Origin of the sequence: Musicola keenii (genome assembly GCF_014855505.1) — a bacterium.
GTDB lineage: Bacteria > Pseudomonadota > Gammaproteobacteria > Enterobacterales > Enterobacteriaceae > Musicola > Musicola paradisiaca.
On sequence record NZ_JAAWVW010000001.1, the window covers coordinates 198,777 to 215,825 of the forward strand.

Here is a 17,049-nt window from a genome sequence, read left to right on the forward strand (position 1 = left end):
TGCCTCTTTGTCGCTCACCCGCATCACTGACCTGAGTCAGCTCATCGGGATTCACTCACTTGCCGCCTTCCTGTAACTCGAATTATTGGGGGTATATTATTTTTTGATGGAGTTTAGTTATTCTAAAATAAAAAGAATAGTTAGACCAAAGTACAGTACGATACCTCTCATCTTACACCTCTCATCCATTCCCCTATTCGGCATGTTATTCCCACTTCGCTATATTCCTGGTCTTCGCGAAATTTCATCAGTATTGAAGGTGTTATCGGTACTATCGGCAATACGTGTTGATTATGATATTATTATGAAAAGTAATGTTTTTGTTGGTGAGGATTATATGGTCGTATCGCTTCCTGAGGTTGATTTTATCAGTGCGGCAATACAAAATTATCTCGCTCGTAATCTGCAATGTTACAGTGGGTTGAAATATGCTTATTTGATTATGAATAAGCGCTTCCCGACAGATATGGTGATTATTTCGAATTATCCATCTGAATGGGTGAGTACGTATAAAAAGAGAAATTACAATAGTATCGACCCGGTGATTCTCACTGCTGTCAATAAAGTTTCACCATTCTCATGGAATGATAATGTGGTGCGTCATTCCCGCCTTAAATTACCTCAATTATTTGAGCATGCCCGGCAATATGATATCTGTCATGGGTATACTTTCGTGCTGCATGATCAAAATAACCATATGGCGACGTTATCCCTGGCAGCCGATAATATTGAAAATATTATTCACGGTAATCAGGAAAAATTGCAGATGCTGCTGATTGCGACTCACGAGAAAATCCTGTCACTCTATCGCGAGTTGGCGGAAAGCCGTCAACATCGTAGTAATGAAGTGTTATTTTCCGAACGGGAAAATGACATTCTGTACTGGGCCAGCATGGGGAAAACCTATCAGGAAATTGCGCTGATTCTGGGTATTAAAACCAGTACGGTAAAATTCCATATCGGAAATGTGGTGAGAAAGCTGGGAGTGGCGAATGCCAAACATGCCATTCGAATGGGGATTGAAATGAATCTGATTCGGCGTGTGTGATGATATTCATCTTTCGGCGAGCATTTCGGCCGCGGTATCCATAGGCTCAAAAGAAGCGTGGGGGAATATGGTGAAACATAAGGTTGTTATTACCAGCACAGCGCTGTTTCAGATGGTGGTCGCCGGGTTGGAAACCTATTGCATCCAACATCCGCATAAACAGGACATCGGCGTGGAATGTTTCGGCCGCATCTGGGGGCAATATCAGGCGGGGAAAAAGCGCAGTAAATTCCGAGTGACCAGCATGACCATCGACACCTCCGCCAAAATGCATCAAAACTGGGCACTGCCTCGCAACGATACCGAAGCATTAAAGCGTGCTATTGGCGAAGTGTTCCGTGATGAACTTATCTACCTCGGTGATTTTCATACCCACCCTTATACGGCTCAAGAAGTCAGATCCGCAAAGCAGATCAGAAAACAGACGCTGTATCAGTTTTCCGACGATGACAAAGAAAGATCGCTATCCTGCGAGCCGATTGAGGACACCACGCTGACGCTGTCGATCGTACTGACCCTATTTCGCCAAAAGCGGGAAAATACCGCGCGCGATGACCGTATCGACGACAACACTTTTGAATTTTCACTCGGTAATATCAAATGCTGGCTGCATGCGCAGGTCTATAACGTTGACACCGGACAGGCCGAGGAAACGGAATTACGCTCGGATTTTCTGGAGTCATTCGCGAATATCGCCACGCCTTTTTACCTTACGCCCTAGCGTATTTCCCGGCGTGTCGACGGTAATAGAACATGATTACAACGACTGCCGTAATACCGCTTCGATTTCTTCCAGCCGGGGCAGCATGATGCCAACGGTACGGTGGCGCAGCGCCCAGAAATTATCTAAATCCGACGGAATCAAACCCGGTTTCAGGTAATGCTGTTTGATGCCGTAAAGGCTTTTCAATAGCTGGAGCAGTGCGACTCTGGCGCTAAAGATCACATCGTTAAGCGGCACCTCAGGATGTTCTTCCCGGTAGGCGGTAATAAGCTGCTTGGCCATGTTTAGCCAGTTCGGATCGTTGACTACACTATGCGGAGAAAACGCGATTCTTCCCAATTCATAACTTCTGAAAAATAACGCTGGCGGGCGGAAATCCAGCACGGCGCTTATTTTTTCGCCGGTAAACAACATATTCACCAGCGTGTAATCGCCATGCAAGGGCTGTACACCCAATGCGGGCAGGCCCGCGAGTAATGGCGTGAATGCGGTGAGTTGCTGCTGCCGCGCATGTAATGCTTCGAAACCGCGTAGATCAAACGCATCCGCTGTTCCGTTGCGTATTTTTTCATTAATAATTGCCAACAGCTGTGCAACCTCCGACTGCACCTTGCCGGGATCGGTACTGCGCCATAGCTCAGGCTGGTGACGCGGCAGGCCTGCCGTCGGCAGAGACGCGAAGACACGATGGATGCGACCCAGCATCGCACCGATTTCCTGATAGTGCCCGGCCTGTAAACCATGGGTGATGACCACACCCTCAGACCATCGCCAAAGCGAAAGGGCGGTGGCGGTACTGTGGTCAATCCACTGTCCGTCGATATTCGGTATGACGCTGGCGGTAGGAATGCCTGCGTGGCGAGCCGTTTCCGACAGCGCGATCCCGGCCGCTTCCGCCTGCAGATCTTCCTGGCCGGTATAGCGTTTGATGAAATATTGCTGTTGTGCGCCAAGCACGCGGTAATTCAGCGTCCCTTGTCCAATCGGTAGGCGTTCGATCTGCATTATCGGCGCTACGCCGTAGCGATGCCGCAGGATATCGGCCAGCGCGGCGGCGTCGTCATCAGAATGAAGCGCGGACATATAGGCTTTTCCTACGCGGTGAGTGTGGACGTTAGACAACGTCGGACGGTGGTGGGTTGTTGTTATTGTAAGCATTCCGGTTAGCCAAACCACTCTACTTTCAGATAACGGTAACTATCTTTTGCATGTATCGTTCAGGTGTTTAAATAATGTTATTTAGCCACGCTATTGAGTTAGCTGTTTTATCGGAGTTTGGCAAAGACATATTTACAATGAATGGGGAGCTCTACATTCAGGATTAAAAATGAAATGCATGTTTTAAGGTGTAGCGCCTATGGTAAAAATCATGGGCGCTATTTATAGATATTTCTAAGGTTATGCTAAGAAATAAAATTACATTACCTTGTGCAAGGTATTTTATTATTCTGATTTTTGTATCAGTAATGTTGCCTGCCCTACATTGTCGTAACAATTGTTATCGCTGATATATGCGATAAAGGATGTTGTTGTTGAATCGACAACGACGGGGGTGCTGGTAACAGAAATGCCCCATCTGGCATTTTTCATTCCGCCTGCAACCATAACAACATCAATTGGGCAGGTTATGCTGGATAAACTAGAACAGTTCATACTATTGGATACGAGGGAGAGAACATATCGCCCTTGCTCCAACTGAAATATTGCAGAAGAGCCAGATGTCATTGTGCTATCTGACGGTGCAGCGAGACAATTTTTCTTAGCATCAATAGTGATGGATGTTGAGGCTGTGCTAGCAAAAGAAAGGAAAGCAAACATAAAGGTACTGAGGGTAATTCGACGCATAATTAAATCTCCTGAAAATAAAGTCCTTAATAATTTAATGCGATTTCATTCTATAAATAAAATAGACATAATTTCAAGGTTTTTAACGTCCTCATGATATTTCATAGCTGTGTTTTTTTATAAAAAATAAAGCCCGTTATTATGGGCTTTATGGTTTTTTAAATATTTTTGGCTGAATCGCTTGAATCTGTTTGTTGAGTATGACGCTCAATTTCGCATTCTCACTGATTTTTATAGGGGGCGTTTTTTTAATGGGTACACCCTTGTGTACCCATAAAATCAGGGTGCATTTTTTTTAACCATGCCTTTGAGCGTCAAACTCCATTACAGCTATGACAATCTCCAGCTTGGTTGTTTCAAGTATTTCTTCGCACAAGATCAGATCATGGATGATGTTTTTGAGCAATTCTTTTTCTATCGCGCCATCAGCCACCCAAACAGCGATGTTTTCCATCTCACGCACAAAAAGTTGCACACAATGACCGAAACCATTTATCTCAAGAAAGTATGTTGAAAGGGCGATACCTGATCTTTTGTTTCCGTCAGTAAAAGCATGAAATTTATTTATTGCAAAGAATAAGTGACTTAGCTTATCCACGAATTCGGGGTAGTACCAATCATTTTTGATATGTTCAAGTGCGCTTTCTAGTACCCCTTGGTCTCTGATTCCGTGTAAGCCGCCAGTTTTATCAATGATCCAATCATGAACCCGAATGGCGTGATGAATGTCAAAATAATTGAATTTTATATCTTCCATTGATACCCCTAGCGATATTTCAGTCTTTTAAACACTTCTAGGGTTTCTGGGTCGTTCAAACGTTCTTCAAGCGATTTACTTTTCTCACCCAAGAAACGCTCAAAGTCGCCCTCAGGTACAGCCCTTACGTATGCCTTAAGCTTTTCATGCAGCGCGTCTCTGAAACAAAGATCCCTACTTGCCATTTTGGTTCTGGCATCCAGCATCATAGGCTTGAACAATGGATGGGATTCGAATTGTTTAAAAAGAGCTTCTGCTTCCGGCTGTGTAAGCTTTCGGCCTAAACGAGAGAATTCCTGTTTTAATTCATGCGCAATACCAGATTCGAAACCAGCAATAAGAGTTAGAACTTCGGAATACATAGTGTCCCGTATCTTCTCTTTTTGTGCAAGATTCAAAACCTTACGGTACTCGGCTGCGTCTTCGTGAAAGATGCTTTGATATACAAGGTTGGTAAACTTTGCATACTTCCAATTATTCCCTTCGACACATTCATCTAGGGCATCAGTGAATTGCTTGCGATAGCTTTCTTCTTGAAAAGAAGCCAATAAGTAATTCTCATCGCGTTGGTTAATATACTTGGTATGCCCGCCAGCCCTTTCAGCTAAAGTATCAATGACAATATCAAGCAGACGTGTACGTATAATCTTGGCTTGCTCACTTTCTACCAGTAGCATGGCAAAGTTCAGAACGGCTCGGTAATTAAACACCCCAATAGTGGGTGCCTTGTTACCCTCATTGATGAAGGAGACATGATCTAACTCTTTGAATTTTTTAAGTTCCCTTCCTTTTATGAGTCGATAGCCATTGTTTTTGAGTTCGTTGCTATGATTTGCGATATATCGTTCTACTGTGGCATCACTGATACCAAAAATCTCCATTAACTGACTTTTTGTAAAAAGCCGTTCGCCATTGAATTCAATCCCACCTAAGGCCATATGATTTTCAGCGTGAGTTAGTGCATAGGTGTTATTAAGTATGTTCTGTCGGTCGTGTGCGGAGGTAGTAAGATCTTTAGCCATATCCATCACCTTAAGAGGGAGCGTGAAGCATCACAAAGTAACATTATACCGCAAATATTTTTACCCCTCGCCCTGATAGTCTACGTGATCACCACCCTGAAACGTGGCGTAATGGTGAATGAGAATGACGAGCTGCAAGAAGACGATACTCAACTACTTCGAACCTGATAACCGGGAGTGGGTGACGGGTGAAATTGGCGCACCGTCGTTCGATGTGTCGGGCGTTGCCTACCTGCTTCATGGCATGGTGTCGTTCGATAAGCACCACCCGCTCGAATCAACCCGGTGCACCCTCGAAAGCGTGGTTGCTGGTGGGCTGCTGGAACGTGTGACAGTGTATGAATCCCGTCAGGTAAAGAGCGGCGGTGAAACTAACGCTACTGTCGTGCGCTACGATTTACCCGGTCAGTCCAAACTATAGGGCGGGATCGTCTACCGGTGTGGGGCAGTCCACTTGTCTCATTGCTGTGTACATAAACTGCGTGTCATAAATGTCAATATGTACACGTCTATGTACACACGAAACACGCGCTCTAGTGATACGATATGAGACTATGTAAAACAAAAAAGGCCATGATTTACAATGGCCTTTTTATCCTGATGAGACTACGTGAGATCGCGTGAAACGTTACTCGATATTCTGAATCTGCTCCCGCATCTGCTCGATCAAGACTTTCAATTCGATGGCGGAGGCGGTGACGTCGGCATTGATGGATTTGGACGCCAGCGTGTTCGATTCGCGGTTAAATTCCTGCATCATGAAATCCAGCCGGCGGCCGACGGCTTCTTTCTTGGTGAGGATGTTGTAGGTTTCCTTCACATGGGCTTCCAGCCGATCCAGCTCTTCCGCCACGTCAATGCGCTGCGCCAGCAGCACCAGTTCCTGTTCCAGCCGGTTGTTTTCGAGCTGAACCTGCGCCTCTTCCAGCTTGCCGAGTAATCTTTCCCGCTGCCATTGCAGGATGCTGGGCATGTGAGCGCGCACTTTCGTCACTTCGGCGCTGACGCCTGCCAGCCGTTGCTCGATAAGTTGTTTGAGCGCATTGCCTTCGCTTTCTCGGGCGGTGATGAAGTCGTCCAGCGTTGCTTCCAGCGCCTGCATCAGCTCGGCGCTGATGGTGTCCAGGTCTTGCTCTTGCGCCGACATCACGCCAGGCCAACGCAGGATGTCCAGCGGATTGATTTCCCCTTCGTCGCTCTGCATTTTGACCCAGTTGGCGGCATCAACCAGCTGTTTCGCCAGCGATTCATTCAGCATCAATTGCCCCTGTGCGCGTGGGTCGAGGTCGAAACGCAGGTTGCACTCGATTTTGCCGCGGGTCAGACGCTGGCGGATACGCTCGCGAATAACCGGCTCCAAACTGCGAAATTGTTCCGGCATGCGGATATAAGTTTCCAGATAACGCTGGTTTACGGAACGCAGTTCCCAGGACGCATTGCCCCAGTCACCCTTGATTTCTCGCCGGGCGTAAGCAGTCATGCTACGAATCATAAGTCGATACCGATAAAGGAATGATGCAGATGATTATAACCCTGTCTCCGGCGTCAGGGTAACGGCATCATTAACACGTGTAGAAAATCCGGTTGCATGTCTCACCGCCATCCGCGTCTCTGTTGCGGCAGAGCACGATGGATGGGGAAGAATGCCAGAAGGGGAAACAGAGCGTGTAGCGCGAGAGTCAGAGGCGAATATGTACGCCTCTGACGGGGCATTGATCAGTGCAGTGCGCTATTGATAATGATGGAGGTGATGATGCCGGTAGCAACGGCAATCAGCACATAGTTGCCGTCGATATAGGCCCAGCGGTAGCCGGACGGCGGTGCATACAGGCCACGGCCGCGCCAGTCGTCCACGCGATACCGATCCCAGCGGAAATCTCTCGGCACCGGATGGCCGCGCCGGAAGTCATGGCCGCTAAAGGCAAAATGCTCACGCTGTTGCTGCGGGCCCGGACGTTGTTCCTGACGGCCCTGACCCGGATTGCGATCGTTACGCGCGTCTGGACGCCCTTGCTCGCCGCCTTGATGACCCGGTTGGCCTCCGCCCTGACGGCCCGGCTGCTGACCACCGCCGGGGCCCTGTCCTTGCCCTTGGCCGCCGGGCTTCCATTGCTGCTGTTGCTGCGGGCCGCGATTGTCGCCGGGACCTTCCGCATAGGACGCGGAGACGAACAATGCATTGGATACGACTGCTGTGCCTATTAACAATGCCAATGCTGCTTTTTTCATGGTTACTGCCTCTTATGGACGTTAATACCGTTCAGCTAAGCCAGACTGGGGAAATGTCAGGGGGGCTTCAGGTAGGACGCCTTACCCTGCGCTCGCTCGCGAGTCTCGGTTCTTAAGCGACAGATATTACTTTTATCGACTCCGGTTGTTCGGGATAACCATAGGAGGTCGTCAGCGGGAACGCTATCTGAATAATCTGGATTTGGCGGGATGTCGTGCACCGCGATACCTCGGCTGCCTTGTCTTCTGGCGCTGGGCGGTGCGCTGTGACGCCGCGCGCCTGTAATGGGCACTGTCGAGAATAACGTGCAAGTGGTCGGCTAGCCGCCAGCCCGACGGGAAAGATACCGCGTCGAACCGGGGAAACGAGAAGGGGTCAGGCGGCCTGCAGCATCGGCAGGCATCGGGTTGCCAGCTCGCGGCATTTGATTTTCAGCTCCTGTTTGAGCTGTAACACTTCGCGTGATTGCGGAATATCGCTGCGGCTTATCAGCATCACTTCGAACGGCAACGGCTGGCTGATGGGCACAATCTTGAGTTGATCGGCGTAACGATGGGCGGTGAACAGATCGACAATACCGGTGCCGCCGCCGGCCAACACCATATCGGCGATCACCGAATAGGTTTTGATATACAGCGAGGCCGCCGGCTTCAAGTGGCGATCCCGCAGCGCGCGGTGTACCACTTGGCCCAGTGGATCCTGCTGTTGCATCATCAGCAGGTTGTTATGGCACAACCACTCCAGCGAAACCGGCCCCTGCTGCGGACTGTTTTTGGGCAGAATCGCCACCATGCGAGATTGGCATAACGGTTCCGCCAGCAAATCGGTCGGGACTTGCTGACCGAATACCAGCGCTAAATCAAGCTGTTGTTGCTGAACATTTTGGCATAGCGTGCCGAAATGTTCCGTCACCAGCTCCACGTTCACCATCGCTGCCTGCTGCTGAAATGCCACCATCGCCGGCGCTACGATCATCTGGCCGAAGGCATGGGCGGCGCCAAGCCGTACTGTTTGACGCTTGCCGCGGCGAATCTGTTCCGTCAGGTGGGCGATATCCTGCAAATGGCTGTAAAGACGCTCAATTTCCGGCATCAACCGTCGTCCCTCCACCGTCGGCACCATACCCTGCACGCGCCGTTCGAACAGAGCGAACCCCAACTGCTGTTCGGCGTGATTGAGCACCCGGCTGACATTGGGCTGGGAAACGTTCAATAACCGTGCCGCGCCGCTGATGGTGCCAGCCTGAACGATGGCCTGGAAGACTTCGATATGGCGTAAACGCATAATCTGGCGCCCTGATGGATGGAATGTGGTGGGTTGACGACCGGCTCGTGCGCGATCGATTAAGGTGCAAATATAAGCAAGGTTTACGCCACTTTATTGGAACTGGGAAGAAAACCGGGCAGGTATCAGACAACGCATCGGGGGCGCGGCGTGCGCCCCCGTTTGAGCTATTCGCCCCAAGTGGCTTCCAGCACTCGTAGCCAGTTGCCGTAACAGATTTTCTCCAAAATGGTGCGCGAATAGCCAAGATCGAGCATGGACTGCACCAATATGGGGAATCCCGCCGCATCTTTCAGATCGGGAGGAACGGTGGTGCCATCCAGATCAGAACCGAACCCCACATTATCTTCCCCAACTTTTTCAAGCAGATACTCTATATGCCTGACGATTTCCAACACGGTTGCCGATGGGTCTTTGCGGCCATCGGCCCGCAGGAAAGCGGTACCGAAATTGACGCCGACAAAGCCGTTGCTTTCGCGGATGGCGGCCAGTTGACGGTCGGTCAGGTTGCGCGACTGCGCGCACAATGCATGGGCATTGGAGTGGCTGGCGACCAGCGGTGCATCGGAAATCTCCGCTGTCTGCCAGAATCCTTTTTCGTCCATATGGGATAAATCCACCAAAATGCGCCGGGCATTACAGGCGCGGATCAGCCGCAAACCGGCTTCCGTCAGGCCATCGCCGGTGTCGGGCGAGGAGGGAAACCGGAAGGGCACGCCCTGGCCGAAAATATTTGGCCGGCTCCATAACGGGCCAAGGCTGCGCAACCCGGCGGCATACAGAATATCCAGTAGCGTCAGGTCGGGATCCAGCATCTCTGCACCTTCAATGTGCATCACCGTCGCCAGCACGCCTTGTGTCATACAGCGCCGGATCTCCGCCACGCTACGACACACTTTTACCTGTCCGGCGGACTCGGCTTCAATGCGTAATAGTGTGGAAATCATCCAGAAACTGGTTTCCCGCGCTTCGTCCAATGTGGGTGTTGTGAATACACTGTTATCACCTGGTATGGAGTTTGCATTTCCCTTTTTGGCTGAAGGAACGTAGGTGGCGAACAGGCCGCCGGCGAACCCTCCCTGACGTAACCGAGGCAAGTCGATTTGGCCTTGCGACGGCCCGCAAAGAAATGCCTCCGTCGGATTATCGCGATGCTGGCGCCATAGGCGGGACAGTACGTCATTGTGGCCGTCGAACACAGGAATGCGATCGTGAAACACTGGTTTATCTGACATGAGCGGAAGTACCGGTACTGGATTGAAATGAAATCGATGGTTCGGAACGCGGCGGGGAATTACCCACTGGCGGTCGGTCTGTTCCAGCGCTGAATTTTTATTCGACGCACGCCCATTTAAGCCAGCTCCTGCCGACCCTGTCAAGCCGAATACAGAAAAAATATGTTTATTTTTATTTATAAATCAAATAGTTAAACACTTGGGGGATTAATGGTCACCAGAAGACGTTTTCTTGCCGGTTGCGCAACCGTACCTTTCCTGTCCTGGCTCAATCTGAACACCGCATTTGCCGATACGCCGCCCTCCATGCTGGTGATGGCGATGCAGCTCGATAACATGACCAGTCTCGATCCGCAGGAGTGCTTTGAGACGGTGGGCACCGAAGTTATCGGCAACCTGTACCAGCGCTTAGTGATGCCGAACCCCTCCAACCCGCAGGAGGTGATCGGTGATCTGGCGAGCAGTTGGGCCGTCAGCAATGAAGGCAAAACCTTTACCTTTCATCTCAACCCGCAAGCCAAATTCGCCGATGGCGCGCCGATTACTGCAGAAGACGCCGCGTTTTCGTTGCAGCGTGCGGTGAAGCTGGATAAAAGTCCGGCCTTTATTATCAACCAGTTCGGTTTCACCAAAGACAACGTGGAACAGCGCATTACCGCGCCGGATGCCCACACGCTGGTGCTGAATCTGGAAAAACCGGCGGCGGAAACCTTCCTGCTTTATTGCCTGTCGGCGCCGGTGGGCAGCGTAGTCCAAAAGAAAATCGCGCTGGCTAACCAGCAGAACAACGACTTGGGCAACCAGTGGATCAAGCAGAATAGCGCCGGTTCCGGCCCGTTCACGCTGGTGAGCTGGAAACCCAGCGAAAGTATCATTCTGCAGAAAAACGATAATTTCCCTGGGGATAATGTCTTCAAACGTGTGCTGCTCAAGCATATCGTCGATCCGTCCGCACAGCTGCTGATGCTGCAAAAAGGGGATGTGGATATTGCCCGTGATCTGACGACGGAACAGATTCGCCCATTGCTGAACGACAGCAACTACCATCTGGTGCGTCAGAGCATTGCCAGCCTGATGTTGCTTTCCTGCAATACTGCCAACGAATTCCTGAAAAAACCGCAGGTATGGCAGGCGATTAAATGGGCGCTGGATTACGACAGCATCCAGAAAAACATTCTGCCGCTGACCCATAAAGTGCATCAAAGTTTCTTGCCGGACGGTTTCCCGGCGGCGCTGGACGACAACCCGTTCCATCTGGATGTCGCCAAGGCCAAAGCCCTGTTGAAAGACGCCGGATACCCGGAGGGGTTTGAGATCACCATGGATCATTACTCCGCCCAGCCGTTCCCGGATATCGCACAGGCAATCCAGACGCAGCTCGGCGCTATCGGCATCAAGGTGAAGCTGATTGCGGCGGAAAACCGTCAGGTATTGACCAAAATGCGCGCTCGCCAGCAGCAACTGGCGCTGACTGCCTGGGGGGCAGACTATTTCGACCCGAACTCCAACGCTGAAGCGTTCTGCATCAACACCGACAATAGTGACGGCGCTCGTAACCGTACATTGGCGTGGCGTTGCAACTGGTCTGATGATTCGTTCAACCAGATGACCGAGCAGGCGCTGCATGAGAAGGACGCCGCCAAGCGTATCGAGCTGTACCAGACCCTACAGCGCAAACACCGTGAACTGAGCCCGTTTACCGTGATGATGCAGTATGAAAAAACGCTGGCCTGCCGCAAGAATCTTAGCGGCGTCACGCTGACTGTACTGAGCAAGGTTCCCTACCAGCAGGTGAAGAAAGCCTGATGCACATGCTGACCCGCTTTTTCAGTACGCTTGGCAGTCTGGCGCTGACGTTGTTGGGGCTTTCCATATTGACCTTCTTTATCGGTCGCATTATGCCGACCGACCCGGTACTGGCGGCCGTGGGGGATAATGCCCCACAGGCCGTTGTGGAGCGGGTTCGACAGGAAATGGGGCTGGATCAGCCCCTGTGGATCCAATACGGTCATTACCTCAACCAACTGTTGCACGGCGACCTTGGGCGCTCGGTGCTGACCTCCAATCCGGTGCTTTCCGATATCGCCCGTTATTTCCCTGCCACGCTGGAACTGGCGACCGCGGCGATTATCGTCGCCGCGTTGCTCGGCATTCCGCTAGGCGTGTGGGCGGCGGTGCGTCAAGGGAGCTGGGTGGATCAGACGATACGTGTCATCTGCCTGGCTGGGCATTCGTTGCCGGTGTTTGTGCTGGCGCTGATGAGCTTGTTGATTTTCTACGCGGTGCTTGATATCGCGCCGGGGCCGGGGCGTCAGGACATTATCTTTCAGGATATGGTGCCGCACGTTACTGGTTTGCTGACGGTGGATTCCCTGCTGGCCCGTGACTATGACGCCCTGCGCGATGCGTTGGCGCACATGGTGCAGCCGGTACTGATCCTGGCGTATTTCAGCATGGCCTATATCACGCGCATGACCCGTACCTTCATGCTCAATGCGCTGAATGGCGAATTCGTGATTACCGCCCGTGCCAAGGGGTTGTCCTCCCGCCGGGTGATTTGGCGGCATGCCTTTCCCACCGTGGCGGTGCAACTGGTTACGGTACTCGCGCTGACCTATGCCGGCCTGCTGGAGGGGGCGGTGGTGACGGAAAACGTCTTCTCCTGGCCGGGCTTGGGGCAATATCTCACCAATGCGCTGCTCAATGCGGACATGAACCCAGTCGTCGGCGCCACGCTGCTGGTCGGTGCGGTGTATGTACTGCTTAACCTGCTGGCCGACATTCTCTATCGACTTTTGGATCCCCGAGTAACATGAGTTTCTTAGTCTCACGAGCCTGGTTGCTCGACGAAACCCCCGCGACGCGCCGTCAGGCGGTCTGGGGGCAACGCTATCGGCTGTGGCTGGGGCTGCGCACCAACCTGCTGGCGATGATGGGGTTGATTACCATCACGCTAGTGTTGCTGTTGTCGCTGGCCGCGCCGTTGCTGACTCCCTACGATCCCGGCTTTCAGGATCTCGCCAATCGACTGGCGGCGCCGTCATCGGCGCACTGGCTGGGTACGGACGAACTGGGGCGCGATGTGTACACCCGCATCCTGTACGGCGGACGCACCACGCTCGGTATGGTGATCGCCGTGGTGGCGCTGACCGCGCCGCTCGGCCTGTTGATCGGCTGTATCGCCGGTTACGCGGGCAGTTGGTTGGATAAAACCCTGATGCGGTTGACGGATATCTTTTTGGCGTTCCCGCGCCTGGTGTTGGCGCTGGCGTTTGTCGCGGCGCTCAAACCGGGGGTGGAAAGCGCCATTCTGGCGATTGCGCTGACCGCTTGGCCGCCTTATGCCCGTCTGGCGCGGGCGGAAACGCTGCAGTTTCGCAACAGCGATTTCATCGCCGCTTGCCGTCTGACCGGCGCCTCGCCGTTTCGCATCATCCTGCGGCACATCATGCCGCTGTGCGTGCCGAGCCTGATTGTGCGCGTCACGCTGGATATGAGCTCTATCATCATTACTGCCGCCAGCCTCGGCTTCCTCGGCATGGGGGCACAGCCGCCGTCGCCGGAGTGGGGCACCATGATCGCCACCGCGCGCCGTTTCCTGTTCAACGCCTGGTGGGTGCCGCTGGTGCCCTGCATCGCGATTTTCCTGACCTCGCTGGCGTTCAACTTCCTGGGCGACGGCCTGCGTGATGTGCTGGACCCGAAGGAGCGTTAAATGCTGGTAGAAATTGAAAATCTTCGCATCTCCTTCGCCAATCGCACGGAGACGTTCGAGGCTGTGCGCGGTATCTCGCTGAGCGTGGGGAAAGAAAAATTCGCCATCGTCGGGGAGAGCGGTTCCGGCAAGTCCCTCACTGCCCGCAGCCTGATGCAGTTGTTGCCCGGCAATGCCCGCATTGAGGCGGACAAGCTCAGCTTCGATGGTATCGACCTGCGCGGCGCCAGCGAGAAAACCCTGCGCCAGATTCGCGGCAAGCGCGTCGGTTTTATCCTGCAAGACCCGAAATATTCCCTGAACCCGGTGATGACCATCGGCCAGCAGATCGCCGAAGCCTGGCGCGAACACAAAGGCGGCAGCCGCCGCGCCGCGATGGATGCGGCGGTGGCGCTGCTGGAGCAGGTGCGGATTCGTGATCCTCAACGGGTGGCGGGACGCTATCCCCATGAAGTGTCCGGCGGGATGGGGCAGCGAGTGATGATCGCCATGATGTTGGCGCCGGATCCGGAACTGCTGATCGCCGATGAACCCACTTCCGCGCTGGACGCCACCGTTCAGGCGGAGCTCCTGTCGTTGATCGACGATCTGGTTTCCCAGCGCGGGATGGGGCTGATCCTGATCAGCCACGATCTGCCGTTGGTGTCGCACTTCTGCGATCGCGTGGCGGTGATGTACGCCGGCCGGATCGTGGAAATGCTGAAGGCCAGCGAACTGATGCAGGCGCAGCATCCTTATACCCAGGGGCTGCTGGCCTGCCTGCCTTCGCTGCGACATCCGCGCGAGCGGCTGCAAGTCTTGCAGCGCGACCCGGCCTGGAGGAACGCATGATTCATGTAGAAAACCTGCGGATCGCGTTTGGCGGTCTCGAGGTGGTCAAAGGCGTGTCCTTTGACGTGGAAAGCGGCGGCAGTTTCGGCATGGTGGGGGAGAGCGGCTCCGGTAAATCCACCATTCTGCGGGCGATGGCCGGGTTGAACCGATACTGGCAAGGGGGGATTACCTTTGGCGGTATGTCGCTGGCCGGCCGGCAGGATCGTCATTTCTTCCGCCAGGTGCAGATGGTATTTCAGGACCCGTATGGCTCGCTGCATCCCCGTCAGACCATTGATCGCATTCTGCACGAACCGTTGTTGGTGCACCGTTTCGATCGCGCGGAGCAGCGTATCGCCAAGGCGCTGGAGGAAGTCGGGCTGCCGGCGGCGGTACGCTTCCGGTTTCCGCATCAGCTCTCCGGCGGCCAGCGTCAGCGCGTGGCGATCGCCCGCGCTTTGATTGCCGAACCGGAGGTGCTGCTGCTGGATGAGCCGACCTCGGCGTTGGATGTGTCGGTGCAGGCGGAAATCCTTAACCTGCTGGCGGACTTACGCCACGAGCGTAAGCTCACCTACATCATGGTCAGCCATAACCTGGCGGTGGTGTCGCACCTCTGCCAGCGGGTGGGCGTGATGCAGCATGGCGAAATGGTGGAACAGGTCAGTACCGAGGATTTGCGCGCCCGCCGCGTTAGCCACGCGCACACCGCAGAACTGTATGATTTAAGCATGACGCTGGAGGAACCGGCATGACATTACACTGGCAGCGGGCGATCGACATCGCCCGCGATATCACCCAGCACTGGAATCAGCCGGGGCAACCCGGCGGCGCCATCACGTTGTTTGACGGCGAGCAGATTCGCGCCGCTTGCTGCGGCGGGCTGGCGGATCTGGCGCAACAGACACCGTTTACCACCCAGAGCGTGGTGCGTTTTGCGTCCGTCACCAAGCACCTGTTTGCATCCTTGGCTACCGGCCCGGCCAGCAACCACCTGGCGCTGAGCGACCGTCTCGACCGGCATCTGCCGCAGTTGACCGGCGATAACGGCAAGGTGACGGTGGGACAGGCGCTGGATATGACCTCCGGCCTGCCGGACGTGCGGGAAAACTTGTCGCTGCTGGGGCTGTCGGTTTACAACGCCACCTCCGCCGCCAGCCTGCTGGCGTATCTGGCGCAGTGGGGCGATCTCAACTACCCGGCAGGCAGCGAAATTTCTTATACCAATACCGGCTATCGGTTGGTAGAAGAAGCGCTGAAAGCCAAAGGCGTCTACTTTGCCGATTTGCTCGACCGCCACATCAACCAGCCATTGGGCATTGCGCTGCATGCGCCGGAAACCTGGTTCGACATTGTGCCGGGGCTGGTGCCGGGTTATTGGCAGTCACCGCAGGGCTGGATGTTGTCTTGCGCTGGTTTGCATCTGTCCACCTCCGGTTGTGTGGCGGGCAGCGTGCAGGATCTGACGCGCTGGCTGCAATCGGTATTGACGAATCAAGGGCCGGGCGAGGGTGTGCTGGCGCGCCTGACGCAGCCGCGTTATCTGAGCGACGGTCGCCAGACTGGTTATGGACTGGGGATGGCGCATAGCCAGTTAGGCTCTGTGGCGCTGGTAGGGCATGGCGGTTCTCACGCCGGTTACAAGAGCTATTTCCTGCTCGATCCTGAACGGAAAGTCGGGCTGGCGCTGGTGGCCAACCGAGAAGATGTCGCTACCTATGACTGCGCGCTGAACGTGATGTCGGCGTTGCTGGATCAGCCGCTGCCGCCGAAAGGCCACTGCCTGACGCCGGGTTTGTATGTGGCGGAACACGGCGGGGACTGGCTGGAAGTCACAGCGCCGGGTGCTTGCTGGCTGGGCGCGTCGGAAACGCTATACCTCGATGACGAACCGGGCGTGGCGGTGTCGCTTTCCAGCCACCTGCCAATGCGCCTGCGCCAGAACGGTGTGGCGATCGAAGGGGAAATCGGCCATGCACCGAAGCGTTTCCTACCGGTAGAGGTGGACGACAGCGTATCCCGGTTGCAGGGGCGTTGGCGGGTGCCGGCGTGTCGCAGTGAACTGGTGATCGACGGCGCGAACATCGTGATGGGCATCGGCCCGGCGGCGATTGCGGGCATGTTGCAGCCATTGGGCAATGGCCGGGCACTCGCCACCGTTCAGGACGGCCTGTGGGAAAAACGCTTCTCGCTGCTGCCGGACGGCGACGAACTGATTCTGCTGCTTAACCGCAGCCGGGTGGTGAGGTATCAGCGCGGGTGAGTGTGAGGTGGCTCCGGTTGATTTTAACTCTCAAGGCGCCAGCTTGCGACGACACGCCTTATCGGCAAAGTGTGGTGGCATTATTGATGCCTGACAGCAAAAGGGATATCTCT

Annotated in this window: 17 protein-coding genes; 9 read left to right on the plus strand and 8 right to left on the minus strand. The window is 54.0% G+C overall.

Annotated features, from left to right (window positions below; genetic code table 11):
• Positions 1-337 precede the first annotated feature (337 nt).
• Together HEP82_RS00885 and HEP82_RS00890 are read left to right on the plus strand one after the other, a co-directional pair.
• A complete protein-coding gene (locus HEP82_RS00885; protein WP_192456603.1) occupies positions 338-1,048 on the plus strand; it encodes a LuxR family transcriptional regulator in 711 nt (236 codons plus the stop codon).
• Positions 1,049-1,115: 67 nt separating this feature from the next.
• Positions 1,116-1,769, plus strand: coding sequence for a hypothetical protein (locus HEP82_RS00890; protein ID WP_192456363.1), 654 nt, complete (start codon positions 1,116-1,118; stop codon positions 1,767-1,769).
• A gap of 36 nt (positions 1,770-1,805) precedes the next feature.
• Here HEP82_RS00890 and HEP82_RS00895 read toward each other — a convergent pair whose 3' ends face one another.
• The 4 genes from HEP82_RS00895 to HEP82_RS00910 form a co-directional block, all read right to left on the minus strand.
• Complete coding sequence (locus tag HEP82_RS00895) at positions 1,806-2,855, minus strand: phosphotransferase enzyme family protein (protein WP_192456364.1); 1,050 nt, start codon at positions 2,853-2,855, stop codon at positions 1,806-1,808.
• A gap of 360 nt (positions 2,856-3,215) precedes the next feature.
• Positions 3,216-3,617, minus strand: coding sequence for a hypothetical protein (locus HEP82_RS00900; protein ID WP_192456365.1), 402 nt, complete (start codon positions 3,615-3,617; stop codon positions 3,216-3,218).
• A gap of 295 nt (positions 3,618-3,912) precedes the next feature.
• Entirely contained in the window at positions 3,913-4,374 is a 462-nt protein-coding gene (locus tag HEP82_RS00905) for a type II toxin-antitoxin system death-on-curing family toxin (protein ID WP_192456366.1), read from the minus strand.
• An 8-nt stretch (positions 4,375-4,382) separates the two neighbouring features.
• Positions 4,383-5,396: a DNA-binding protein gene (locus HEP82_RS00910; RefSeq protein WP_192456367.1), complete on the minus strand. Its 1,014-nt coding sequence runs from the start codon at positions 5,394-5,396 to the stop codon at positions 4,383-4,385.
• 118 nt (positions 5,397-5,514) lie between these two features.
• Here HEP82_RS00910 and HEP82_RS00915 point away from each other — a divergent pair, with 118 nt between their 5' ends.
• Positions 5,515-5,817 carry a hypothetical protein gene (locus tag HEP82_RS00915; RefSeq protein ID WP_192456368.1) on the plus strand — a complete coding sequence of 101 codons (303 nt, stop codon included), beginning with the start codon at positions 5,515-5,517 and terminating at the stop codon, positions 5,815-5,817.
• Between the two features lie 207 nt (positions 5,818-6,024).
• On the opposite strand, the gene HEP82_RS00920 is transcribed toward HEP82_RS00915, so the two are convergent.
• The 4 genes from HEP82_RS00920 to HEP82_RS00935 all read right to left on the minus strand — a co-directional run bounded on the left by HEP82_RS00920 (position 6,025) and on the right by HEP82_RS00935 (position 10,145).
• Complete coding sequence (locus tag HEP82_RS00920; RefSeq protein ID WP_192456369.1) at positions 6,025-6,888, minus strand: YicC/YloC family endoribonuclease; 864 nt, start codon at positions 6,886-6,888, stop codon at positions 6,025-6,027.
• A 224-nt stretch (positions 6,889-7,112) separates the two neighbouring features.
• On the minus strand, positions 7,113-7,625 hold the full coding sequence (locus HEP82_RS00925; RefSeq protein ID WP_192456370.1) for an RcnB family protein: 513 nt from the start codon (positions 7,623-7,625) through the stop codon (positions 7,113-7,115).
• A gap of 376 nt (positions 7,626-8,001) precedes the next feature.
• The gene (locus HEP82_RS00930; protein ID WP_192456371.1) at positions 8,002-8,910 is read right to left on the minus strand and encodes a LysR family transcriptional regulator; all 909 of its coding nucleotides are present in this window, start codon (positions 8,908-8,910) and stop codon (positions 8,002-8,004) included.
• Between the two features lie 167 nt (positions 8,911-9,077).
• Positions 9,078-10,145 (minus strand): dipeptidase, encoded by a 1,068-nt coding sequence (locus tag HEP82_RS00935; protein WP_192456372.1) that lies wholly within the window; start codon positions 10,143-10,145, stop codon positions 9,078-9,080.
• Positions 10,146-10,355: 210 nt separating this feature from the next.
• On the opposite strand from HEP82_RS00935, the gene HEP82_RS00940 reads away from it, so the two are divergent.
• Genes HEP82_RS00940 through HEP82_RS00965 form a run of 6 tightly spaced genes read left to right on the plus strand, consistent with a single transcriptional unit; the run spans position 10,356 to position 16,936 of the window.
• Positions 10,356-11,951 carry an ABC transporter substrate-binding protein gene (locus tag HEP82_RS00940; protein WP_192456373.1) on the plus strand — a complete coding sequence of 532 codons (1,596 nt, stop codon included), beginning with the start codon at positions 10,356-10,358 and terminating at the stop codon, positions 11,949-11,951.
• Positions 11,951-12,961 carry an ABC transporter permease gene (locus tag HEP82_RS00945; protein WP_192456374.1) on the plus strand — a complete coding sequence of 337 codons (1,011 nt, stop codon included), beginning with the start codon at positions 11,951-11,953 and terminating at the stop codon, positions 12,959-12,961. Before HEP82_RS00940 ends, HEP82_RS00945 begins: the two co-directional genes overlap by 1 nt.
• A complete protein-coding gene (locus HEP82_RS00950) occupies positions 12,958-13,860 on the plus strand; it encodes an ABC transporter permease (RefSeq protein ID WP_192456375.1) in 903 nt (300 codons plus the stop codon). The genes HEP82_RS00945 and HEP82_RS00950 overlap by 4 nt, the downstream gene beginning before the upstream one ends.
• Positions 13,861-14,691: an ABC transporter ATP-binding protein gene (locus HEP82_RS00955; protein ID WP_192456376.1), complete on the plus strand. Its 831-nt coding sequence runs from the start codon at positions 13,861-13,863 to the stop codon at positions 14,689-14,691.
• The gene (locus HEP82_RS00960) at positions 14,688-15,428 is read left to right on the plus strand and encodes an ABC transporter ATP-binding protein (RefSeq protein ID WP_192456377.1); all 741 of its coding nucleotides are present in this window, start codon (positions 14,688-14,690) and stop codon (positions 15,426-15,428) included. Before HEP82_RS00955 ends, HEP82_RS00960 begins: the two co-directional genes overlap by 4 nt.
• On the plus strand, positions 15,425-16,936 hold the full coding sequence (locus HEP82_RS00965) for a serine hydrolase domain-containing protein (RefSeq protein ID WP_192456378.1): 1,512 nt from the start codon (positions 15,425-15,427) through the stop codon (positions 16,934-16,936). The genes HEP82_RS00960 and HEP82_RS00965 overlap by 4 nt, the downstream gene beginning before the upstream one ends.
• The last annotated feature ends 113 nt before the right edge of the window (positions 16,937-17,049 follow it).